Origin of the sequence: Ferrimonas kyonanensis DSM 18153, assembly GCF_000425405.1 — a bacterium.
In the GTDB taxonomy this organism is placed as follows: Bacteria; Pseudomonadota; Gammaproteobacteria; order Enterobacterales; family Shewanellaceae; genus Ferrimonas; species Ferrimonas kyonanensis.
This window is the reverse complement of record NZ_AUDJ01000016.1, coordinates 101,249-123,501: the sequence shown is the minus strand read 5'-3', so window position 1 is coordinate 123,501 and position 22,253 is coordinate 101,249. Positions and strand designations below refer to the sequence as shown.

Genomic DNA, 22,253 nt, shown 5'->3' with positions numbered 1-22,253 from the left:
TTGTCACCCGCTAGCTTACCTTGGCGTGGCTAGATTTGAAACAGTATGCGCCCTGCTCTATGATGCGGGCGTCTCCCTGATAGTTATCCAACCATGAACCGAATCAGTTACAGCTTACTGCTTATTCTTGCTACCCCTTTGGCGCTGCTCTATTTCGGCTGGCGTGCACTCAAGAGTCCGGACTACCGAGGCCGGCTAGGGGAACGGTTCGCACTGGGTCTCCCCCGGGTCAGCGGTCCACTGATGATCCACTGCGCCTCCATGGGTGAGACCCTGGCGGCACTGCCGTTGATCAGAAAGCTGCAACAGCAGTATCCGACCACCCTGTTGTTGGTGACCACCACCACTCCGACGGGATCACAGCAGGTCAAAAAACACCTGGGCGACAGCGTCTTTCACTGCTACCTGCCCATGGATCATTCGCTGATAATGCGCCGTTTCCTGAACAAATTAAAGCCAAAAGCGATCATTCTTATGGAAACTGAACTGTGGCCTAACCTGATCCACCACAGTTTCTGCCGCCACACTCCGGTGATCCTGGCGAACGCCCGCCTGTCTGAGCGCTCCGCCCGGGGTTACGGCCGGTTTCCCAAGCTGGTGGGGCCGATGCTGAACCGACTCACGGCGGTGGCCGCCCAGAACAGCAACGACGGCGCCCGCTTGGTCAAATTAGGGGTCAGCGCCGCCCGTCTTATCGATTGCGGCAGCCTGAAATTTGATATCCCCATCGACAAACCGGCCCGTCAGCAGGCCGCGGAATTGGGGCAAACACTGTTTGGTGCCCGCCCCCGCTGGATTGCCGCGTCCACCCACCCCGGTGAGTTCGAGCAGGTTGTGGCCAGCCATCAGCAACTGCTGCGCACCCACCCTGAGTTACTGCTGGTGTTGGTGCCCCGGCACCCGGAACAATTTGATCATGCCGCCGATCTGTGCCAACAGGCCGGACTGACCCTGCAACGCCGCAGCCAGACCACCGAGGTGGCTGCCGACACCCAGGTACTGGTGGGCGACACCATGGGAGAGTTGATGGGATTGTACGGCGGCTGCGACATCGCCTTGGTGGGCGGCAGCCTGATCGAGCGAGGTGGGCACAATCCACTGGAACCGGCGGCGTTTGGTAAACCGGTGCTAATGGGACCGCATTACTTCAATTTTCAGGAGATCGGCGATCAGTTGCAGCAACACGGCGCGCTGCTCACCGTGGCGAATCAAGGTCAGTTGACCGAGACCCTGCGCAGCCTGCTCAATGATCGCCGTCAGCGGCAGAGCATGGGCGAGGCGGCGCTGCTGTTCGTGTCTCAGAACCGCGGTGCCACCGAGCGACAACTGCAGGTGATCCGCGACGCCATTACAGCCGGTACCCCTTAAGCAGCAGCGACCAGTCACTCTCCTGCCACTTCAGCCCGGAGACCCGCTGCGCCTCTTTGCGCAGTGATCGCTGCAACCGGTCCAGGTTGGCCTGCTGCCATTTGCGATCGGGTTTGCGCATCTCACCGCGGTCAAAATCGATCAGGTAGAACTGTTCGCTATCCAGCAGAATGTTGCGGGCATTAAGATCGGCATGGTAGACCCCGGCCTGGTGGAACCGGGCCAGCACCTGACCCAGCTGAATCCAGCGCGACTCGCTCAACGACGCCTGAGACAGCGCCCCCACCAAGTCCTGACAGCCCATCAGTCGCTCGGTGATCAGGTCGGCACGGTAGCTGAATCCCTGGCGCTCGATGCGAGCGGCAACCGGTCGACAGGCAGGCAACTGCAGCGCCTGAATCTGCTCCAGCAACTTCAGCTCCCGATAGGCCCGGGTCTTATTCAGGCCCGGCCACAAATAAGCATCTTCAATCAGCTTGCCCGGTAACCCGCCCCGGTAGTAATGACGCAGCACAAAATGACCGCCGTCGATCTTCAGAAACAGCGCCGGGTTTCGGCCACTGGCATCGGAATGACCATCAATGCGGTTACCGCGCTGAAGCCATTCCCGGTCAAACCAGCACTCCTTGGCGGGACTGTCGTCTGCCAGCAGCAGGGTGTTCTCTCGGTGTTCAGTCAATTGCATGACAACTCTCGGTGGCGCCATTAGAAATCACAAAAGTGACGCCATTGTGGAGCCACAACCCGGGCAACGCAACCGACAAACCCAAACGGCACTTGGTCAGCGCCGAGAATTTCTTTAAACTTGCGATTTTACGGCAACCACCAGCCCAATTATGCCCATTCCAAGCAAAGTTAACTCCATCTGCATCATGCGCCTGTCGGCCATCGGCGATGTCTGTCATGCCGTGGCCATGGTGCAGGCGCTGCAAAAGCGGCACCCCGATGCCGCCATCACCTGGATCGTGGGCAAGATCGAAGCCGCCCTGCTGGACGGTCTCGACGGTGTCGAGCTGGTCGTGTTCGACAAACGCCAGGGCTGGCAGGGATACAAGGCTCTGTGGCGCACCCTCAAAGGCCGCCATTTCGATGTGCTGTTGCACATGCAGGTTGCCCTGCGAGCCTCGGTGGCCACCCTGGGCATTCGTGCCAAGGTAAAGGTGGGGTTTGATCGAGACCGGGCCAAAGAGGGGCAGTGGCTGTTTACCAACCACCGCATCGCCCCCCAGGCCAGTCCCCACGTGCTGGACGGTTTTATGAATTTTGCCCGCGAACTGGGGGTAACCGACACCGATCCAAGCTGGAACATGCCCATCAGCGCAGCCGATCACCAGTTTGCCGCCCTGCAGATTCCCGACGGACAACGCACCCTGGTGATTTGCGCCGCCGCCAGTAAAGCCGAGCGCAACTGGCTGCCAGAGCGCTATGCCGCCGTGGCAGACCATGCTGCCAGCCTCGGCATGACGGTGATGCTGTGCGGCGGTCCGGCGGCCCTGGAACTTTCCCTGGCCGACGCCATCCAACAGCATGCCAATACCCAACTGGTCAACCTGGTGGGGCAAACCAACCTGAAACAACTGCTGGCGCTGTTGCGACGGGCCACGCTGGTACTGGCGCCCGATACCGGTCCGGCCCACATGGCCGTCACTCAGGGCACCCCGGTGGTGGGACTGTACGCCCACTCCAACCCGGCTCGCACCGGCCCCTACCGGTATCGGCACTGGGTGGCCAGTTGCTATCAGCAACACGTGGAGCAACAGCAGCAGGCGCCGTTGGCACAGATCCCTTTTGGTACCCGAGCCAAAGGCGCCGAACTGATGGCCGCCATCGATGTCGATACCGTCATTGAACAGGTTAACGGCGCCCTTGAGGCATACACTTAAGCCAGCCAATATTCCATTTTTTGCTTTGGGGCAGACTCAGGGCAGCAGTTATAGGAACAGCGTCATGCGCATTCTGATCACCGGCGCCGCCGGTTTCATCGGTTACTACGTCAGCCAGCGTTTGCTGGCCGAAGGCCATCAAATCGTTGGTCTGGACAACCTCAATGATTACTATGACGTCGAGCTGAAACAAGCCCGGCTGAAGCAACTGCTGCCCCAGCCGGGGTTCCAGTTTGTCGAACAGGACCTGGCGGATCGGGACGGCATGGCCCGGCTGTTTGCCAACGACAATTTCGATCGGGTGATCCACCTGGCCGCCCAGGCCGGCGTGCGTTATTCCATCGACAACCCCATGGCTTATCTGGACTCCAACCTGGCCGGCATGCTGACCATCCTCGAAGGCTGTCGTCAGCAGAAAGTGCCACACCTGGTGTACGCCTCCTCCTCGTCGGTGTACGGCATGAACAAGAAAGTGCCGTTCAGTGAAGCCGATGCCGTCGATCACCCCATCAGCCTGTACGCCGCCACCAAGAAGTCTAACGAGCTGATGGCCCACACCTACAGCCACCTGTACGACCTGCCTACCACCGGTCTGCGGTTCTTTACCGTGTACGGCCCCATGGGACGGCCGGACATGGCCTACTTCAGCTTTACCAAGAAGATGCTGGCTGGCGAGCCCATCGATGTCTTCAACCACGGCAAGCTGTCGCGGGACTTCACCTACATCGACGACATCGTCGAAGGCGTGGTGCGGATACTGGAACAGGTACCGGAGCGGGATGACAACAACGACTGCGCCAGCCCGGATAGCTCCAGCGCCCCCTACCGCTTGTTCAACATCGGCAACCATCAACCGGTGGAGCTGATGACCTTTATTCGCACCCTGGAGCAGGCTCTGGGCGTCACCGCCAAGCTCAACATGAAACCGATGCAGGCCGGTGACGTCTACACCACCTACGCCGACACCGACAACCTGCAACAGGCGGTCGGCTTCAGCCCGGATACCTCCCTGGCCGATGGCCTGCAGAAATTCGCCGACTGGTATCGTGCTTTTTATGGCTAAGAGCCCTCGCCCCACAAGGGAAGCCCCGGCTTCCCTTGTGTTCCTCCTGGCAACCCTCTAGCATCCTCCTATCATCCAGAGAACCGATTCAATTTCATGTCAAAACAGAAAATCAAAGTCCTGGTCATCGCCGACTACCTTGGCCGCAGCAACCTCAACCCGGTGCGTCCCGAAGCCGCTCAACTGTTCGGCCTGCAGCAATCCGGCGAGGCCGACATCAGCGTACTTTGCAGCCCGGAATCGGTTCTGGTGGACTACTACCGCGACAACGGCCTGACGGTCATTCCCCATAAGATCGACGGCAAGTTATCGCTCAAAAGCATTCGCTTCATCCGCAAACTGATTCGTGACCAGGGCTTTGAGCTGTTGCACCTGTTCAACAGCCGCGCCATCAGTAACGGCGCTACCGCCGCCATCGGCCTGCCGGTCAAGGTGATCGCCTACCGCGGTCAGACTGGCAGCATTAAACGCTACGATCCCTCCAGCTACCTGAACATGCTGCACCCCCGCATCGACAAGATTGTCTGCGTGGCCAAGGCGGTGGAATTGGATCTGCGCAAGCATCTGTGGGGCAACAAGGACAAGCTGGTCACCATCTACAAGGGCCATTCCCTGGATTGGTATCAGGCCCCCAAAGCCGATCTGTCGGCGCTGAACCTGCCCGACGATGCCTTTACCCTGTCGCTGGTGGCCAACCTTCGGCCCCGCAAAGGCCTGCACGTGCTGATGGAAGCCACCCACCACTTTCCCAAAGATGCCCCCATCTACACCCTGCTGGTGGGCGCCAATCCTGACGATCCCAAGGTCAAGGAGATGGCCGCCAAGGCGGTAGACCCCAGCAAGGTGATCGCCCTGGGCTATCGCAACGACGCCCCTCAGGTCTCTGGTGCCAGCGACATCATCGTGTTACCGACCACCAAACGGGAAGGCTTGTCGCGGGCGATTCTTGAAGGCATGGCCTACGGCCGGGCCGCGGTTGTCACCAGTACCGGCGGCAATGCCGAGCTGGTAAAAGACGGCGAGTCCGGCTACGTGGTGGATCCCAGCGACGCCCCGGCCCTGGGCAAAGCGATCACCCGTTTGTGGCAGGATCGGGATCAGACTGACGCCTTTGGCGCCAATGCCCGCCAGCGCATCGAAACCATTTTCAATGTGCAACAGGGCATCGATAAGCACCTGCAGCTGTATAAGCAGCTGACCGGACGCCTGTAGAATGGCCCAGCGCTGCGGTCACCGCCAACAACAGCCGCAGCGCTTTTTCATCCACAATCGATCGGTTCTCTGCCTCTATCCCCCTCTGTCACTAGACTTTTAACATCCCGAATCATATCCTTTGGTCGACTTTGCCCACCGCCGTCACAAACGTTGATTCTGAGTCGGTCAGGGCACACCATTACTGGCATTCTATAGGCCGCTCTTAACCCTGAAAGGATCACATCGATGCACACCCTATCTGCCCTGATTATTTGTATGAATGAAGAGGACAGGATCCGTCCCTGCCTGGAGTCACTCAAAGGATTTGCAGATGAGATCATCGTGTTCGATTCAGGCAGCACCGACAGCACCATCGACATTGTCCGTGAGTACACCGACAAGGTGTGGATCACCGAAGACTGGCCGGGTGACGGCTTTCAGAAGCAGCGTGCCCTGGATCAGGCCAGCTGTGACTGGGCGCTGATCATCGACGCCGACGAATGGCTCGACGACAACATGAAGCGCACCATCGGCAACATCCTGGCCCAGGACACCATCGAAGAGACCGCCTTCAAGCTGCCCTGGGGCAACGTCATCATGGACAAGCTGATGAAGCACGGCCGCTCCGCTCGGGCACCCAAGCGGTTGTTCAAGCGGGAAGGGGCCCACATCACCCCGGTGGTGGTCCATGCCCACGTGGTCACCGAAGGCAAGATGTCCACCATTAAGGACGGCTTCCTGATGCACAACTCCCTGCGCGGTTTCGACCACCTGATGGAGAAAAACCGCACCTACTCCTGGGAAACCACGCAGAAATACTTCGAACAGGGCAAACCCAGCCTGGGGCCGGAAGTGGCGGTACTGCGAGCCCTGTGGACCTTCTTGCTGATTTACATCATTCGCCTGGGCTTCCTCGATGGCCGTCGCGGCCTGATGATGGCGGTGATGTTCGCCCAGGCGTCATTCAACAAATACGCCGGGCTGTGGTATCTGGAATACCGCCGCGACAATCCCCCGAAGAAGTAACCGCAAAACCGGCTTATCGACGAACAGACATTAACGGGTACCACGTGCATCGCTGTCATAATCAACGCTATCTGATGTTCATCCATCAAAGTTACGCTTACGCCATGCTACGGCCGCTGCAACAGGCCATTCGGGCTCATGGCGGCGAGGTGTGCTGGTTTCTGGCCACCGATGAGGTTGACCCGGGGTTTCTGGCGTCGGACGAACGCCGGTTGATGAGCATCGATGAGGTACGCGCGTGGCAGCCCCATGCGGTGTTGGTGCCTGGCAATGTGGTTCCCAGTTTCATTCCCGGCATCAAGGTGGGCGTGTTCCATGGCTTCAACTCCGGCAAGATCAACAGCCGGGGCCGCGAAGATCACTTCGAGATTCGCGGTTGCTTCGATCTCTACTGCACTCAGGGCCCCAACACCACCGCTCCGTTCGTGGAATTGGCCAAGCAACATGGTTTCTTCGATGTGGTGGAAACCGGCTGGGCCAACCTGGACCCGCTGTTTACCCCCTGCGCCGATAACCCCTACCTCGACGGCAACGATTCCAGGCCCACTCTGTTGTTCTGCTCCACCTTCTCTCAGAAGTACAGCTGCGCCAAAAAACTGGTACCCGAGCTTGAAGCGCTGAGAGACTCGGGCAAGTGGCGCATTCTGGTGCAGTTCCATCCCAAGATGGAACAGGCGGTGATCGACACCTATAAGGGGATGCAAAACGATAACCTGACCTTTGTCGAAACCGACAACGTCATCCCGCTGCTGCAGGCCGCCGATCTGATGCTGTGCGACACCTCATCGATGTTGTTGATGTTCCTGCTGCAGCAAAAGCCAGTGGTCACCTTCAATACTCAGACACCACAGCCACACCTGCTCAACGTCACCGAGCCTGAGCAGATTGCCGAAGCCCTCGAGCTGGCCCACAGCCGCCCGGCGGAGTTGATGGCCGCCATCGAGGCATTCAGCAATCAACTGCACCCCTACCGGGATGGCCGCTCCACCGAGCGAGTCCTGGTGGCGGTCAACACTCTGATCGAATCCGGGCTGGGGCACCTCAAGGCCAAGCCACTGAATCTGATCCGCCGCTTCAAGCAACGAAAGAGCCTGGGCTACTGGCGCTGGTAGACCGGACTCGGCAAAGGAATCCCAATGGAATTTTACGTCTGCTCCACCGTGCGTCACCTGCTGTTTGCCGTGTTACGAGCCAATGCCCGTCCTCAGGTGCAGTCTCACGTGGTGCTGTTTGCCGACTACCAGGGCATTACCCCCGACCTGCTGGATACCGAGGTGCTGCCCGATCACATTCAGGTGCACCTGCTCAGCCGCCGGGCAACCAGCAAACTGCAAAGCAAAACCCTGACCGGCACCCTGTTCTATTTTCTGGCCATGCGCGATCTGCCGGCGCCGGCCCGCTTCCGTCGTCACTTCTGCGAACAGTTGGCCAGCCTGTCCCCGGCCCTGTCCCGAGCATTGCTGGAGGCCGATCAGCCGCAAATGGTGCTGTTCAATGAAAAGAACAAGATGGCCCGCCTGTTCAGTCGAGTGGTGCCCCAGTTTTCCATCATCGAAGACGGCGAAGGCAACTACCGCAAACTGCCGGTAAAGACCTTCAAGCAACTGGGGCGGCTACTCACCGGTCGTACGCCGTCTTATAAGGTGTTTGGTGAAAGCCCCCGCTGCCGACAGGTGCACCTGCTTACGCCGGAGCGGGCCCCCGACTCCATCAGTCACAAAGCGGTTAAGATCGATTTCCTCGATCCCAAGGAACAATCAGCCATGGTGCTGACGCTGTTCCGGCTGACGCCACCGGCACACACCGGCCAGCGCGAGGCGGTGCTGAGTACCCAGCCCATAGAGAACATCGCTGGCTGCGGGGTGGCCGGCAAGCTGACCATCTACCGCACCCTGATCGACGCCCTGATGGCCCAGGGCTATCAGGTGTACCTGAAGATTCACCCGGCAGAAGACACCGACCAGTACCAGGAGTTTGCCCAGCGCTGCACCGTGCTGAACGCCAAGGTGCCGCTGGAGGCGATTTTGCTGGGTATGCCTTCGGTGATACCGGCCATCTCGATCCTGTCCGCCGCCGGCACCGGCTTCGAGCAGCACTGCCACCGACTGACCCTGGCGGACACCACTCTGGCCGACACTCTGGGCCGCTGGGGCAGCGACCCCACTCGCTGGCAAAAGGCTCTGAAACAGGCCCTCGTCAGCGTCAGTAACGACTGAACAACTCATAACACGCAACAAGGGCACCCTAGGGTGCCCTTGTTGGTTTCTGGCCGACACACTCAGCGCTGAGCCTGAGTCAGCACCCGCTGAAGCACCTCACAGCTGGTGTCCATCTCGGCCTCGGTCAGCGTCGGGTGCACCAGAAACATCAGGCTGGTCTCCCCCAACTGCACCGCATTGGCCAGTGGCGTAGCCGGACGCCAACCGGTGCCATCAAAGGCTTTCTCGTTGTACACCTCGGAACAACTGCCCTGCATGCACGGCACCCCGGCGTCGTTGATCGCCGCCACGATGCGGTCCCGGCTCCAGCCCGGCGCCAACTGTGAAGGTTCGATAAACAGATAACACTTGTACCAGGCGTGCGTGACGTAGTCCGGCACCGGTATCGACCGAATCAGGGCAAACTCACTGGCGGTGCTCAGCAAGCGCTCGGCGTTGGCGGTGCGCCTGGCCTGCCAGTCGGCCATCCGCCGCAGTTGGATACGGCCGATGGCCCCCTGTACTTCGGTCATGCGCCAGTTGGTACCGAAACTCTCGTGCAGCCAACGGAATCCCGGCGGATGGGCTTTCTCATACACCGCCGCATGGCTCTTGCCATGGTCCTTGTAGCTCCACATCGCCGCCCACAACGCTTTGTCGTTGGTGGTCACCATGCCCCCCTCACCGGCGGTGGTCATGATCTTGTCCTGGCAGAACGACCAGGCACCGATATGGCCGATGCTGCCCACCGGGCGGCCTTTGTAGCGACAACCATGGGCCTGGGCACAGTCTTCGATGACGTAGAAACCGCGCTGCTCTGCCAACGCCATGATGGCGTCCATCTCCGCCGGCATTCCCGCCAGGTGCACCACGATCACCGCCTTGGTGCGTTCGGTCAGCACCGCCTCGATGGTGTCGGCACTGACATTCTGGGTGTCCAGATCCACGTCGGCAAACACCGGCGTGGCCCCCGCAGTAACGATGGACGACGCCGAGGCCAGAAACGTCCGCGAGGTGGTAATCACCTCGTCACCGGCGCCGATGTTCAACGCCTTCAGGGCCAGATCCAGGGCCACGGTGCCATTGGTCACTGCCACCGCGTAATTGCACTCGCACCAGGCGGCAAACTCTTTCTCAAACTCGCGGCACTCGCCGCCGGTCCAGTAGTTCACCCGGTTGGACAGGATCACTTCGGCGGCCTTATCGGCCTCCTCCTGGCTGTAACTGGGCCAGGGGGAAAAGGGGGTATTCAACACGTTGTCTTACTCCGACTTCAGGGGTTTAGCGGGGACGCCCACCACGCAGTCATTGGCCGCCACATCGGCCACCACCACCGCGCCCGCACCGACGGTCACGCCATCGGCCACGGTAATTAATTGACGCAAACAGGATTGCGCTCCCAGCCAGCTGCACTGGCCCACTTGACTGCCACCGCTCATCACGGCGCCCGGACTCAGGTGTACCGCATCGGCGACCCGGCAGTCGTGCTCAACCACGGCGGCAGAATTGACGATCACCGCGTCACCAACCCGGGCATCCGCATTGATGACGGCGTGGGCCAACACCACGGTTCCAGCCCCGAGCCTGGCATACTGGCTGACGCAAGCACGAGGGTGCACTACGGTCAACATCGCCACTGCGGCCTGCTGCAAACGCCGTTGCACCGCCAGGCGTACCGGATTGCTGCCGATGGCCACGACTACGCCGTCCAGGTGGGATCGGCAAGCCAGCAGTTGCTGCTCACCGCCCATCAGCGGCCAGGCGGACGACGCATCGTCGGCATCGTCAAATACCACCACCTGACAACCGGGGTGCTGCTGCTCGATGGCATCCGCCACCACCTTGCCATGACCACCGGCACCGAACACGGCATAGACCGCTCGGCCCTCGGCTTTCAGGCCTTGCAACCACTCAGTCTGCGGCAGGCTCATCGATCACCTCACCACTGCGGTAACTGCTTGTGGCCGATTGACCCAACAGGTCACTGATGCGGGTATGACTGCCAGCGCTGGTGTGCATACACAACATCAGGTTGTTACGGGTAAAGGCCTGACCGGCTTCAATCGCTTCGGCGGCCACCACCTGCTTCTGGCGCTGACGATACACCAGTTCGGCGTCGGTCATCGGTTGCCAGCTGGCCGCATCCGGGTTGCCGAGGCGATGAAAACGCCGCATTCTGGCCACAAAGTGGGCCATCGCCTGCGGCAGTAATCCAGCCTGGGCATCGGTGCGCTCCGCTTCCAGGGTGACGTGCTTTTCAAAGATGCGCAGCCCGCGCGCGTAAGCCATCAAACAGGCCTCCAGCGATTCATCGCTGTCTGGCGGTGAATGATCGGCGTAGCCGATGCGCACTCCGGGAAAGCGCTGGCACAAATGATTGATGCGCTCAAAGCAGACGTCTTCGATGTCGGTGGGGTAGGCTTGAAAGCCGTGCATCAGCAACAACCGATCCTCACCATAGGTGGCCACCAGGTACTCCACCTCTTCCAGGGTACGACCACCAATGCCAAAGGCCAGAGTCTTGGGCAGAGCCTGTACCGCGTCAATCAATGCCTGGTCATTGAAACTGACCGAATGGATCTCGACAAACTCCACCGAAGGGCGCTCGCACAGGGCAACCGCGGCGGTGTCCAGCGGCATCAGGAACAGCCGCAACCCTCGGGATTCGGCCCGATCCAACGCCTGCTGCCACTGCTCTAAGGTGAAACACCAACTGGTGATCAACCCGTGACTGTCGGCACCGTGGCTGACAAACTCATCGGCATTGATCAGCACCTGAAACTTGATCATGTCGGCACCGCTGTCGGCGGCGGCATCGATCAACCTCAACAGATAATCAAAGTCCCCTTCATGATTGAAGGCGGTCTCGGCAATCACAATCATAACTGCACCTCTTTCACCACGTGGCAGGCATCAATGCGTCGCTGCTGATCCGCCAGGAAGGCGGCAAAGTCGACATTCTTGCCGTAGGGCAACTTGATGTTGGTATCCATGGGAATGGCCTTGAAGGTATCCGGTTTCTGATCCAGCATACGCAGCACCCCGGCCAGGGACACGGCATCGGCCCGATCCCCCAGCTCCCGCAACAGCGCCCGGCCGACGGCCAGATCCGCCGGGGTATCCACCGTCAGGCTGAAATGACTGTAATCCTTATCCACCTTGAGCACACCGCAGCGATAACAGCTCGGATCAAAGGCAAACAGCATCAGATACTCACTGACCTCGGGATCGATCTTGGCGTAGATGTCCTTCAGTGCCGTCACCTTGATCACCTCGGCGGTGATCCCCAGCGGTACGTTTACCACCCGGCAGTAATCCAGTTGCTGCTCGTAACACTGGCCAATCTGCTCATCCAGCATGTCACCGGCGGTAAACACGTTGTCACCGGTGACCCGAATGACGTAGTCCGCCTGAGTCTGCTCGGCCACAGCCAGCATCCGCTCGATCACCGCGGTCGCCGCACCGCGGTAGAGCTGGATGCCATTTTTATCGGCCACGTCTTCCATGATGTCGTCACAGCTTTCGCTGGAGGTGCACAGAAAAATGTCGTCGACCCGGCGGGCCTTTTTCAAACTGGTGCTGATGATGTCCAGCATCGACACACGACGCTCGGAATCGAAGCTGCGCAGCACTTTCAGTGGCAGCCGCGTCGATGTGGTGCGAGCAATAATACAGGCTACGGTTTTCATGCAGTTAGTTTCCTAAAGGGCGCCGACGGCGCCCTCTATTGTTGTCGGTTTACTTAGCCCAGATCATCCCAGCTGAGCAGTTCGTCTTCACCCTTGGCTACCTTCATGGTGCGGCCAATTACCTGCATCTCCATCTCCGGAGGAATGCCGGTTCCCGGGCGCTTAAAGGTAAAATCGCTGGCCTGCAGCACATGACCTGGCTGCAGATCCCGGGTCAGCACCACGCTGCGGCGGAACTTGTCTTTCTTGGCCAATTCGGCCTCGGACACCACCCGTTTGCTACAGCCCATGGCGATCTGAATGTTGCGGGACTCGTCGCAAATCACCTTCAGCTCGGCCGGATCGGCGGAGATGGCGTGATCCCAGCCCGGCAAATCCTTGTCGGTGGTGTAGTGCTTCTCGATCAGGCAGGAGCCCAGTGCCACCGAGGCCAGCGGCAGGGCGCTGCCGATGGAGTGGTCGGAGAAACCGATGGGGTAGTCGTAAGCCTGCATCAACATGCTGATGTTGGCCAGGTTGACGTCTTCCATCGCCGGTGGGTAGATGGAGATGCAGTGCAGAATCACGATCTGGCGGTTGCCGGTGGACTCGATGGCTGCCACGGCATTATCGATCTCGGCCATGGTAGACATACCGGTGGAGATGATCACCGGCAGGCCTTTTGCCGCCACGTGCTTAAGCAGGCGCAGGTTGGTGATGTCCATGGAGGCGATCTTGAAAAACGGCACCCCCAACGACTCCAGCAAGTCCGCTTCGGTTTCTGAGAACGGAGTGGAGCAGAACGCCACCCCTTTGTCATCGCAATAGCGCTTCAGCTCGTGATGGTCCTCGGTGCTCAGGGCGTATTTGTCCACCATCTCAAACAGGGAACCGAAGTGCTTCTTCTTGCAATCGTCATAGCTCTGATTGCGATCGTACTCCTCTTTGGCGATCAGCGAAGTGTTGCTCCAGGACTGGAACTTCACCGCATCGGCACCGTTGTCGACCGCAGAGTCGATCATCGATTTCGCCAGTTCCATATCCCCATTGTGGTTAGCGCCGATCTCGGCAATCACGTAGGGGCGACCAAAGTTACTGATCTCGCGATCGCCCAGCTTGATAACTTTACTGTTCATTACAGCTCCTAAATTGCGCTCCACCAATAGGCATTGGTGGGATGAATAGTCGTGAGTCTCTGCCGCATCTGAGCCGGCGTTTCCGCCTCAAGTTGCGCCAGCAGCCCTTGATAGTGGTGCCGTCGATCGGCGTAAGCCGTAAGCATGGCACTGAAGCCATGGGCCCGGCAATACTCCGCCATAACCCGATAATGGATCGCTTTAACCTCAACGGTGCGTTTCAGCTTCTCCGGGGTCAGGCTGTTGGTAAAGCCGGCGGTGTTCTGTTCATAAATACGGTAGTAGGTGGTGCTGTCCACCCGTTTGCCCTTGAGGCCATTAAGCAGCAACGCCGAGGTCAGAAACCAATCGTAGGCAACGACGTCCAATGGACAGGTCATGGCCTCGATCACCGCCGCTGCCGCCTTCACATTGAGGGCAAAGTGGGACAGGCCGACAAAGTTGTGCGCCATCAGCGCATCCACCGATGTCACCTGAGACGGCTGCTGCCCCTCGAAAAAGTCACGCTGACGATTCGACAGCAGATTAAGGCCGGTGTAGTAGAAACCATATTCGTCGCTGTAGGCCGCCTTGGTGCGAGCCACCCTGTCGGCGGCCATCACGTCATCGGCATCGATGAAAATCGCCAGCTCATAGCCCTGCTCGAGGGCATAGCGCAGGGCCCAGTCACGAGCATCCGGAATGCCCAGATTATGCTCATTGGCCACTTCCGTACCAACAAAGCCGAACTGCGTCAGCGGTGCGTCCAGGCCATAGTTGAACGCCACACAATCAAAATTCTGGTCGGTTTGCGCCGCGATGGAGGCAAACAGTTCGGTCAGGTAAGGCTTGGCCTGCTGGTAGACGTGGGTTACCACCAGAGTCCTCATGCCTGTGCCCCACTAAAGCTGGCCACGTAACGACCGAGGAAGGACCGACTGCCACTGGCATCGGCGATGACCGCCTCAATCTCCTGGCGCAGTTGGGTCAGGTCCAGCTGCTGATCCGCCTCGGCGGTGGACAGCAGAATCTTGCGATTATCGGTGGGGATCACGCTGTCCATGTCGTAGAACAGCTCCTCGTACAGTTTCTCTCCGGGACGAAGGCCAATGATCTTGATGTCGGACTGAGCCCGTGACAACTCGATCATCTTGCGCGCCAGGGTCAGAATCTCCACCGGCTCGCCCATCTCCAGCACAAACAACTCGCCCCCCTGGCCCTGAACCCCGGACTCGATCACCAGCCGGGCCGCCTCGGGAATGGTCATGAAGTAGCGGGTCATGCGTTCATCGGTGATGGTCAGATCCCGCCCCTCTTTCAGCAGCTCCTTGAAAATGGGAATCACACTGCCGGCAGAGCCGAGCACGTTGCCAAAGCGAACCGCCATGAAGCGGGTATCGGAGCGACGATTCATCTCCAGCACAATCAGTTCGGCCACCCGCTTCGAGGCCCCCATGACGTTGGTGGGATTGACCGCCTTATCGGTGGAGATCAGCACGAAGCGGCCGATGGCCAACTCATCGGCCACCTGGGCCACATTGAGGGTCCCGAGAACGTTATTCTTCACCGCCTGCACCGGCGAGCGCTCCATCAGCGGCACATGCTTATGGGCGGCGCAGTGGAACACCACATCGATGCCCTGTCCCGTCAACTCTCGCACCAGCTCGGTGCGATCCTGAATCGAGCAGATCACCGACGAAAACGCAATCTCCGGGAAATGACGGCCGACAAACAGCTCCAGCAGATACAGGTCGTTTTCATTCACGTCCAGACCGATGATTCGGGCGGGGGCAAACTTTGCCACCTGGCGCACCACCTCACTGCCGATGGAGCCGGCCGCACCGGTTACCAACACGGTCTGGCCCTGAATCTCTGCCGACACCCGATCATCCGCCAGGCTGACTTCGTGGCGCCCGAGCAGATCGGCCACGCTGACTTCGCGCATCTGGTTGAGAATCGGATCCTCAAACACAATGTCCAGCGCCTGGGGAATGATTCTGAGCTCAATGTCCCATTGACGACAGGTCTCGGAGATCACCGCCAGGTCATCTTCACCGATGTTGGAGATGGCCACGATCACCTTATCGATGGGCTCCGCTTTGGCCAGAACCGCCAGCTCATCCATGCCACCGGCGATGCTAATGCCCAGCAACTGCTGACCCCAACGGGATGTATCATTGTCCAAGAAGTATTTCAGTCGATAACGCTCTGGCTGACGCAGCAAGGCATCGGCGACGATCTTACCGCCGCTGGACGCACCAAAGATGACCACATTTTTCATAGAATCGTTCGCCTTCTACTCTGTCTTATCCTGCCACTGCCGACCCCGTTCGTCGCCAGACGGTCTGTGGAAGCACCGGTTTTCCCCTCGGCCTGCGTTGACCCAAAGGATAAAAAACACTGGAAATACTGAAACTACAGCAGTATTTGCAAAGCTGCTATTCTACACCAACATCGCCGGCGACTGACTCAAAATTTCATGCCGGAGCGCAGTCATTCTAACCCATTCACCAGAGGCCCACATGAAACGCATCGCCATCTACCCAGGAACCTTCGACCCCATCACCAATGGCCACCTGGACCTGATTAAGCGCAGCGCCAAGTTGTTTGACCACGTGGTGGTCGGCATCGCCGCCAGTGCCAGCAAGAAGCCTTTGTTTTCATTGGATGAACGTGTGGAATTGGCGCAGCGCATTACCGACGACATCGACAACGTCACCATCAAGGGATTTTCAGGGCTGCTGGTGGATTTCGCCAAGGCCGAACAGGCCGATGTGCTGGTCCGGGGATTACGGGCGGTGGCCGATTTCGAATACGAATTTCAGCTGGCGGGCATGAACCGTCACCTGCACCCGGAGATGGAAACCATCTTCCTGACCCCGGCTCAGGAGTACACCTTCATCTCCTCCAGCCTGGTCAAGGACGTGGCCTCTCATGGCGGTAATGTCAGCGAGTTCCTGCACCCGCTGGTGGATGCCGCGGTCGCCACCAAACTGAAAAACCGGTAAACCGATTCAGCGCTGGCAGCGGTCGCAAAACACCGTTGCCCGCTGCCCCAGTTTCACCTCGGTCAGAGTCTGCTGACACAACGGACACGCCTCGCCGCCACGGCCATACACCAGCAGTTGCTGGGCGAAATACCCCGGCTTGCCATCGGCCTGGGTGAAGTCTTTGAGGGTGGTCCCCCCCTGCTTGATGGCCCGTGCCAACACGGTTTTCACCTCATCCACCAATTGCGACGCCTGGGCATGACTCAGGGTACCGGCAGGACGGCGGGGATCGATGCCGGCGCTGAATAGCGCCTCGTTGGCGTAGATGTTGCCTACACCGACCACCACCTGGTTGTCCATCAGCGCCAGTTTAACGGCCTTCTTCTTGCCTTGAAGCTGCGACATCAGGTAATCGGCATTAAATGCGCTGGTGAGGGGCTCAGGGCCCAATTTGGCCAGCAGCGGATGCTTAGGCAGGGGCCCCGTCCACCAGATGGCGGCGCCGAAGCGTCGTGGATCGTTAAGCCGCAGCACCGCTCCACTGTCCAGCACCAGGTCAAGATGGTCGTGTTTTTCCGGCGCCGGTGCCGGCTTCAGCACCCGCAGACTGCCGGACATGCCCAGGTGCAGAATCAACACCCCGATGTCGGTTTCCAGCAACAGGTACTTGGCCCGTCGCCGCACCCCAGTGATCGCCTGCCCCTGCATCTGCAGAATCTCCGGCTCGATGGGCCAGCGCAGTTGCGGCTGTCGCACCACCACCTCGGTGACGCACCGCCCCTGCAAGTGGGGACGGATCCCCTGACAGGTCACTTCCACTTCCGGTAATTCAGGCATCCTTCCCTTCTCGGTTTAACAGTTGAGCGCCTTCGGCCGACAGCAGCTTCCACCACTGCGGCTGCCCCAGCAGCTTCAGGTAGCCGTAGCGAGGATAGATCAACACGGTAATCGGCGCCGAGCCGTCATCCAGATACAGGTCCACCTGCACCGGTTGCATCGGCGCCGGAATCGGCTCGGCGATGGGCAGCAACCTGGCCTCACGCCAATGGGCCATCAGCGCCTGCAGTTGAGCGTCGGCCACCGCCGGCGCCGAACGCCAGTGTTCGCCGTCGCGGCGCACCACCAGCTCCTGCATCACCAGAGCCTCGATGCCGGCTCCCTCCGGCAACAGCGGATAACTGCTGCTGTTGGGGCTGATCAGGTTGCTGACATACAGCATCAGCATGCCAAACAGGGACAACGCCAGAATCAGCACGTTGTTCCAGGTACGACGTTTCGCCATAAGCACGCTCAACTTCAGTTAAGTTATTCTGAAATTGTAGTTTTTTATCGCCCATAAAAAAACCCGGCCGAAGCCGGGTTTTTCAAGAGTCCAGGATCAATTACTTGATTTTGGCTTCTTTGTACAGAACGTGCTTACGCGCCTTAGGATCGAATTTTTTGATTTCGAACTTTTCAGGCATGTTGCGCTTGTTCTTGTCTGTAGTATAGAAGTGACCAGTACCAGCAGTGGATACCAGACGGATCTTCTCACGACCACCTTTAGCTGCCATGATTTATCTCCTTAAACCTTCTCACCGCGGGCACGCAGTTCTTTCAGAACTACTTCGATACCCTTCTTATCAATGATACGCATACCTTTGGTGGATACGCGCAGCTTCACGAAACGCTTTTCATCTTCAACCCAAAAACGGTGAGTTTGCAGGTTTGGCAGAAAACGACGCTTAGTGTGGTTTTTTGCGTGGGATACGTTGTTCCCGGTTACCGGACGCTTACCGGTAACTTGACATACTTTAGACATTTCAGTCTCCAAAATATTGCTCGAGCATCATTGTGCCTCGTATGGCCGTCGCCCGAGGCACACGAAGGGCGCATTTTATACAAGATAAAGAAGCAAAGATCAAGCAAACTGATGTTAAAGCCATCCTCTTTGTGCGAATGAGCAGCATTCGCCATGGCCGATGACCAAGTGATCGAGCACCGATACATCGATCAGTGCCAAGGCATTCTGTATCCGTTTAGTAATGGCACGGTCCGCTTGGCTGGGCTCACTGACGCCACTGGGGTGATTGTGAGCGAGTATCACTGCTGCCGCATTGGCAGCCAGAACCGTTTTCACCACCTCACGGGGGTACACATTAGCGGCGTCTATGGTACCACGAAATAATTCCGTTAGCTTGACTACTCGATGCTGACTGTCGAGCAACAGCATGGCGAACACCTCATGCCCTAAATGACCCAGGCTGACCTGCAGATATTCCTGGGCCGAATCTGGGCTGGTGAGGGCATCGGCCTGCTGACTTTTCTCCCCCAGACAGCGGCGCCCTAACTCCAGCGCCGCCTGAAGCTGGGCGTATTTTGCCGGTCCCATGCCGCGAATGTCGGCAAACTGGCGGCGATCCATCGCCAACAACCGATTCAACCCGCCCGCGTGCGTCAGCAGTTGCCGTGCCAGTTCCACCGCGCTGCAACCGGCGATGCCGGTTCGAAGAAAAATCGCCAGTAACTCGGCGTCGCTTAAAACACCAACCCCTTGAGCCAAAAGACGTTCTCTTGGTCGTTCGGTCTTCGGCCAATCCCGTATTGCCATGACGCACCTCCTTGTGGATCCGGCTCGCTCCGTGTGGCATCGGTCATTGATTGCCACGGCACTTCCTGTGTTATCTTAGGCGCCATTATCGAAAAACGACCAATGGCCATGAGCAAAATCACTCGAAATATTGTGTTGGGAATCAGCGGTGGCATCGCCGCCTACAAGGCCCCAATCATCGTTCGCCGTCTTAAAGAGACCGGCGCCGACGTCCGTGTCGTCTTGAGTGGCGGCGCCAAAGCCTTTGTGACCCCGATGTCGCTGCAGGCGGTGTCTGGTCATGCGGTCGCCCACGATCTGCTCGACCCGGCGGCCGAACAGGGCATGGGCCACATCGAACTGGCCCGCTGGGCCGATGAGGTCATCATCGCCCCCGCCAGCGCCAACTTCCTGGCCCGGCTGGCAGCCGGCATGGCCGATGAACTGATTACCGCCATCTGCCTGGCCACCGAAGCGCCGATTCGCATCTGTCCGGCCATGAATCAGGTGATGTACCAGGCTCAGGCCACTCAGGCCAACCTGGCGACTCTGAATGCCCGAGGCATAACTCAGTGGGGTCCTGCCAGCGGCGATCAGGCTTGCGGCGAAGTGGGACCCGGGCGAATGCCGGAGCCGGAGGAGATCACCGCCCTGTCATTGGCAGCCGCCACCGAAGCCGCCGCCCCCAAGCCACTGGCAGGCAAAAAACTGTTGCTTACCGCCGGCCCCACCCGTGAGGCTCTGGATCCGGTGCGTTACCTGTCTAACCACAGCTCCGGCAAGATGGGCTTTGCCCTGGCCGAGCAAGCCAGGCAACTGGGTGCCGACGTGACCCTGGTCAGTGGCCCGGTGTCCCTGGCGACGCCAGCGGGCGTGACCCGCATCGACGTGCAATCGGCACAGCAGATGCTGGATGCGGTCATGGCCGAGGTGGATCAACAGCACATCTTTATCGGCTGCGCCGCCGTGGCCGATTACCGGCCGGTCAGCGTCGCCGATAACAAAATCAAAAAGAGCAAAGACACCCTCACCATTGAGATGGTGCGCAACCCGGACATCCTTGCTACAGTAGCCAGCCACAGTAAGCGACCATTCACTGTCGGCTTTGCCGCCGAAACCAATGATGTGGAACGTTATGCGCTGGATAAACTGGCCCGCAAGCAACTGGATATGATCGCCGCCAACGACGTCTCCAAGCCCGGTCAGGGATTCAACGCCGACAGCAACGCCCTCACCCTGTACTGGCAGGGCGGCCACCAGGATCTGGGCCACAGCGATAAGGCCAGCCAGGCCCGGCAGTTGCTGCTCACCATCGCCGACAAACTGAATCAATAAGAGCGACCCATGAAAACACCTATCGAATTGAAAATCCTGGACTCCCGACTGGGTAACGACTGGCCTCTGCCGGAATACGCCACCCCGGGATCCGCCGGCATGGATCTGCGCGCCATGCTGGAGCAGCCACTGGTGCTGGAACCGGGTCAGAGCCAACTGGTGCCCACTGGCATCGCCATTCACATTGGCGACGCCAGTCTGGCCGCCACCATTTTGCCCCGCTCCGGCATGGGCCATAAGAAAGGCATCGTCCTGGGCAACCTGGTGGGACTGATCGACTCCGACTACCAGGGCCCGCTGATGTGTTCCCTGTGGAACCGCAGCAACACCGCGGTGGAGATCGAACCCGGCGAACGCGTCGCCCAACTGGTGTTCCTGCCAGTAGTGCAGGCGGCGTTCACTCAGGTCGACGCCTTTGACGCCAGTGAGCGTGGCGAAGGTGGCTTTGGCCACTCCGGTACCAAGTAACAGAAGACCCTAGGCCATGACCACCACACAAAAAAGCAACCGCCGTGAGCAGATACTCCAGTGTCTGGCTCGGATGCTGGAAACCTCACCGGGCCAGCGCATCACCATCGCCAAACTGGCCGCCGAAGTGGGGGTGTCGGAAGCCGCCCTGTATCGCCACTTCCCCTCCAAGGCTCGAATGTTTGAAGGCCTGATCGAGTTCATCGAAGACTCGTTGCTGTCCCGCATCAACCTGATCATGGAAGAGGAAACCGACACCATGGTCCGCTGTCAGCTGATTCTGCAGCTGCTGCTGACCTTTGCCGAGCGCAACCCCGGCATCACCCGCCTGCTGACCGGTGATGCCCTGATCGGTGAGCAGGAACGCCTGCGCGAGCGCATCAATCAGCTGTTTGCCAAGATTGAGACCAATCTCAAGCAAGCCTTGCGGGAGAAGGCGCTGCGGGAAAGCTCCGGCTTCTACCTGGAAGAGGGTATGCTGGCCAACTTGCTGCTGAGCTACGCCGAAGGCCGCATTGCCCAATACGTGCGCAGCGAATTCAAGTTGATGCCCACCGAGCGGTTCTCCGAGCAATGGGCCTTTATCCAGCGACAGCTGCTGCAAAGCTAATGTCGCCGAATGGCGGCAAAACCATCGACAACGGCACCGAAAGGTGCCGTTTTTCGTGATTACAGGACAATAAAAAAGGGCACCCGGGAGTGCCCTTGCAACGGTTGTTATACCAACAGGCGTCAGATGCCGTACTGCTGCCGGTAGGCACTGACCTGGGCCAGTTCGGCTTCGCGGCCAGGCTGCTCCTTCAGGTAGGTGATCAGGTCACCCAGGGTAACGATGGCGATGATGCTGCAGCCGTAATCCCGCTCCACTTCCTGAATGGCAGACAACTCGCCCTTGCCCTTCTCCTGACGATCCAACGCAATCAGCACCCCGGACAGCGACGCCTGATGGGCCTTGATGATCTCCATCGACTCGCGAATGGCGGTACCGGCAGTGATCACGTCGTCCACCAGCATCACCTTGCCGGTCAACTCTGAGCCCACCAGGTTGCCGCCCTCACCATGATCTTTCTTCTCTTTGCGGTTAAAGCAGTACGGCTTATCGATGTCATGATGGTCCGCCAGCGCCACCGCCGTGGTGGTGGCGATGGGAATGCCCTTGTACGCCGGTCCGAACAACAGATCGTAATCGATGCCTGAATCCGCCAGCGCCGCCGCGTAGAAGCGACCCAGCCGAGCCAGGTCACGACCGGTATTAAACAAACCAGCGTTAAAAAAGTAGGGGCTCTTACGGCCAGACTTCAGGGTAAACTCGCCAAAACGCAATACGTTACGTTCTAGGGCAAACTCAATAAATTCTCGTTGGTAAGCTTTCACTG

At 59.1% G+C, this 22,253-nt stretch carries 25 protein-coding genes; 11 read left to right on the top strand and 14 right to left on the bottom strand.

Translation table 11 applies throughout. The features are described 5' to 3' along the window. The first annotated feature begins 93 nt into the window (after nucleotides 1-93). Nucleotides 94-1,368, top strand: coding sequence for a lipid IV(A) 3-deoxy-D-manno-octulosonic acid transferase (gene waaA, locus H598_RS0108410; protein ID WP_028112627.1), 1,275 nt, complete (start codon nucleotides 94-96; stop codon nucleotides 1,366-1,368). Here the strand turns inward: waaA and H598_RS0108405 are convergent. Continuing rightward, nucleotides 1,349-2,053 carry a 3-deoxy-D-manno-octulosonic acid kinase gene (locus H598_RS0108405; RefSeq protein WP_028112626.1) on the bottom strand — a complete coding sequence of 235 codons (705 nt, stop codon included), beginning with the start codon at nucleotides 2,051-2,053 and terminating at the stop codon, nucleotides 1,349-1,351. The genes waaA and H598_RS0108405 overlap by 20 nt on opposite strands. Nucleotides 2,054-2,204: 151 nt before the next feature. On the opposite strand from H598_RS0108405, the gene H598_RS0108400 reads away from it, so the two are divergent. The 6 genes from H598_RS0108400 (at nucleotide 2,205) to H598_RS0108375 (ending at nucleotide 8,750) form a co-directional block, all read left to right on the top strand. After that, nucleotides 2,205-3,251, top strand: a complete 1,047-nt coding sequence (locus tag H598_RS0108400; protein ID WP_028112625.1) for a glycosyltransferase family 9 protein — start codon at nucleotides 2,205-2,207, stop codon at nucleotides 3,249-3,251. Between the two features lie 64 nt (nucleotides 3,252-3,315). After that, nucleotides 3,316-4,314 (top strand): NAD-dependent epimerase, encoded by a 999-nt coding sequence (locus H598_RS0108395; protein ID WP_028112624.1) that lies wholly within the window; start codon nucleotides 3,316-3,318, stop codon nucleotides 4,312-4,314. Between the two features lie 96 nt (nucleotides 4,315-4,410). After that, nucleotides 4,411-5,526: a glycosyltransferase family 4 protein gene (locus tag H598_RS0108390; protein ID WP_035415699.1), complete on the top strand. Its 1,116-nt coding sequence runs from the start codon at nucleotides 4,411-4,413 to the stop codon at nucleotides 5,524-5,526. A gap of 228 nt (nucleotides 5,527-5,754) precedes the next feature. Continuing rightward, the gene (locus H598_RS0108385; protein ID WP_028112622.1) at nucleotides 5,755-6,534 is read left to right on the top strand and encodes a glycosyltransferase family 2 protein; all 780 of its coding nucleotides are present in this window, start codon (nucleotides 5,755-5,757) and stop codon (nucleotides 6,532-6,534) included. 74 nt (nucleotides 6,535-6,608) lie between these two features. After that, the gene (locus tag H598_RS0108380) at nucleotides 6,609-7,646 is read left to right on the top strand and encodes a CDP-glycerol glycerophosphotransferase family protein (protein ID WP_051252591.1); all 1,038 of its coding nucleotides are present in this window, start codon (nucleotides 6,609-6,611) and stop codon (nucleotides 7,644-7,646) included. A gap of 24 nt (nucleotides 7,647-7,670) precedes the next feature. Continuing rightward, on the top strand, nucleotides 7,671-8,750 hold the full coding sequence (locus H598_RS0108375; RefSeq protein WP_028112620.1) for a glycosyltransferase family 52: 1,080 nt from the start codon (nucleotides 7,671-7,673) through the stop codon (nucleotides 8,748-8,750). Between the two features lie 62 nt (nucleotides 8,751-8,812). Here the strand turns inward: H598_RS0108375 and H598_RS0108370 are convergent, their stop codons facing one another. The 7 genes from H598_RS0108370 to H598_RS23760 are packed head-to-tail and all read right to left on the bottom strand — an operon-like array spanning nucleotide 8,813 to nucleotide 15,796. Next, entirely contained in the window at nucleotides 8,813-9,988 is a 1,176-nt protein-coding gene (locus H598_RS0108370; protein WP_028112619.1) for a DegT/DnrJ/EryC1/StrS family aminotransferase, read from the bottom strand. A gap of 6 nt (nucleotides 9,989-9,994) precedes the next feature. Next, on the bottom strand, nucleotides 9,995-10,663 hold the full coding sequence (locus H598_RS0108365; RefSeq protein WP_051252590.1) for an acetyltransferase: 669 nt from the start codon (nucleotides 10,661-10,663) through the stop codon (nucleotides 9,995-9,997). Then, nucleotides 10,644-11,615, bottom strand: coding sequence for an N-acetylneuraminate synthase family protein (locus H598_RS0108360; protein ID WP_028112617.1), 972 nt, complete (start codon nucleotides 11,613-11,615; stop codon nucleotides 10,644-10,646). Before H598_RS0108360 ends, H598_RS0108365 begins: the two co-directional genes overlap by 20 nt. After that, nucleotides 11,612-12,421, bottom strand: coding sequence for a cytidylyltransferase domain-containing protein (locus H598_RS0108355; protein ID WP_028112616.1), 810 nt, complete (start codon nucleotides 12,419-12,421; stop codon nucleotides 11,612-11,614). Before H598_RS0108355 ends, H598_RS0108360 begins: the two co-directional genes overlap by 4 nt. Nucleotides 12,422-12,474: 53 nt before the next feature. Then, on the bottom strand, nucleotides 12,475-13,536 hold the full coding sequence (locus H598_RS0108350) for an N-acetylneuraminate synthase family protein (protein ID WP_028112615.1): 1,062 nt from the start codon (nucleotides 13,534-13,536) through the stop codon (nucleotides 12,475-12,477). Nucleotides 13,537-13,544: 8 nt separating this feature from the next. Next, nucleotides 13,545-14,405: a glycosyltransferase family A protein gene (locus H598_RS0108345; protein WP_084144387.1), complete on the bottom strand. Its 861-nt coding sequence runs from the start codon at nucleotides 14,403-14,405 to the stop codon at nucleotides 13,545-13,547. Beyond that, on the bottom strand, nucleotides 14,402-15,796 hold the full coding sequence (locus H598_RS23760; RefSeq protein WP_051252589.1) for a polysaccharide biosynthesis protein: 1,395 nt from the start codon (nucleotides 15,794-15,796) through the stop codon (nucleotides 14,402-14,404). Before H598_RS23760 ends, H598_RS0108345 begins: the two co-directional genes overlap by 4 nt. Nucleotides 15,797-16,037: 241 nt before the next feature. Here H598_RS23760 and coaD point away from each other — a divergent pair, with 241 nt between their 5' ends. Then, nucleotides 16,038-16,523 (top strand): pantetheine-phosphate adenylyltransferase, encoded by a 486-nt coding sequence (gene coaD / locus H598_RS0108335; protein WP_028112613.1) that lies wholly within the window; start codon nucleotides 16,038-16,040, stop codon nucleotides 16,521-16,523. Nucleotides 16,524-16,529: 6 nt separating this feature from the next. Here the strand turns inward: coaD and mutM are convergent, their stop codons facing one another. The 5 genes from mutM to radC form a co-directional block, all read right to left on the bottom strand. Beyond that, nucleotides 16,530-17,342, bottom strand: a complete 813-nt coding sequence (gene mutM / locus H598_RS0108330; protein WP_028112612.1) for a bifunctional DNA-formamidopyrimidine glycosylase/DNA-(apurinic or apyrimidinic site) lyase — start codon at nucleotides 17,340-17,342, stop codon at nucleotides 16,530-16,532. Next, nucleotides 17,335-17,787: a hypothetical protein gene (locus tag H598_RS0108325; protein WP_028112611.1), complete on the bottom strand. Its 453-nt coding sequence runs from the start codon at nucleotides 17,785-17,787 to the stop codon at nucleotides 17,335-17,337. The genes mutM and H598_RS0108325 overlap by 8 nt, the downstream gene beginning before the upstream one ends. A 100-nt stretch (nucleotides 17,788-17,887) precedes the next feature. Beyond that, nucleotides 17,888-18,058, bottom strand: coding sequence for a 50S ribosomal protein L33 (gene rpmG, locus H598_RS0108320; RefSeq protein WP_028112610.1), 171 nt, complete (start codon nucleotides 18,056-18,058; stop codon nucleotides 17,888-17,890). 11 nt (nucleotides 18,059-18,069) lie between these two features. Next, on the bottom strand, nucleotides 18,070-18,306 hold the full coding sequence (gene rpmB / locus H598_RS0108315; protein ID WP_028112609.1) for a 50S ribosomal protein L28: 237 nt from the start codon (nucleotides 18,304-18,306) through the stop codon (nucleotides 18,070-18,072). A gap of 114 nt (nucleotides 18,307-18,420) precedes the next feature. Further along, nucleotides 18,421-19,095 carry a RadC family protein gene (radC, locus tag H598_RS0108310; RefSeq protein ID WP_028112608.1) on the bottom strand — a complete coding sequence of 225 codons (675 nt, stop codon included), beginning with the start codon at nucleotides 19,093-19,095 and terminating at the stop codon, nucleotides 18,421-18,423. A 108-nt stretch (nucleotides 19,096-19,203) separates the two neighbouring features. On the opposite strand from radC, the gene coaBC reads away from it, so the two are divergent. Genes coaBC through slmA form a run of 3 tightly spaced genes read left to right on the top strand, consistent with a single transcriptional unit; the run spans nucleotide 19,204 to nucleotide 21,487 of the window. Continuing rightward, complete coding sequence (gene coaBC / locus H598_RS0108305) at nucleotides 19,204-20,409, top strand: bifunctional phosphopantothenoylcysteine decarboxylase/phosphopantothenate--cysteine ligase CoaBC (protein ID WP_028112607.1); 1,206 nt, start codon at nucleotides 19,204-19,206, stop codon at nucleotides 20,407-20,409. A gap of 9 nt (nucleotides 20,410-20,418) precedes the next feature. Further along, entirely contained in the window at nucleotides 20,419-20,877 is a 459-nt protein-coding gene (gene dut, locus H598_RS0108300) for a dUTP diphosphatase (RefSeq protein WP_028112606.1), read from the top strand. 16 nt (nucleotides 20,878-20,893) lie between these two features. Continuing rightward, nucleotides 20,894-21,487, top strand: a complete 594-nt coding sequence (slmA, locus tag H598_RS0108295) for a nucleoid occlusion factor SlmA (protein WP_028112605.1) — start codon at nucleotides 20,894-20,896, stop codon at nucleotides 21,485-21,487. A gap of 122 nt (nucleotides 21,488-21,609) precedes the next feature. Here slmA and pyrE read toward each other — a convergent pair whose 3' ends face one another. Beyond that, a complete protein-coding gene (pyrE, locus tag H598_RS0108290; RefSeq protein WP_028112604.1) occupies nucleotides 21,610-22,251 on the bottom strand; it encodes an orotate phosphoribosyltransferase in 642 nt (213 codons plus the stop codon). Nucleotides 22,252-22,253 lie beyond the last annotated feature (2 nt).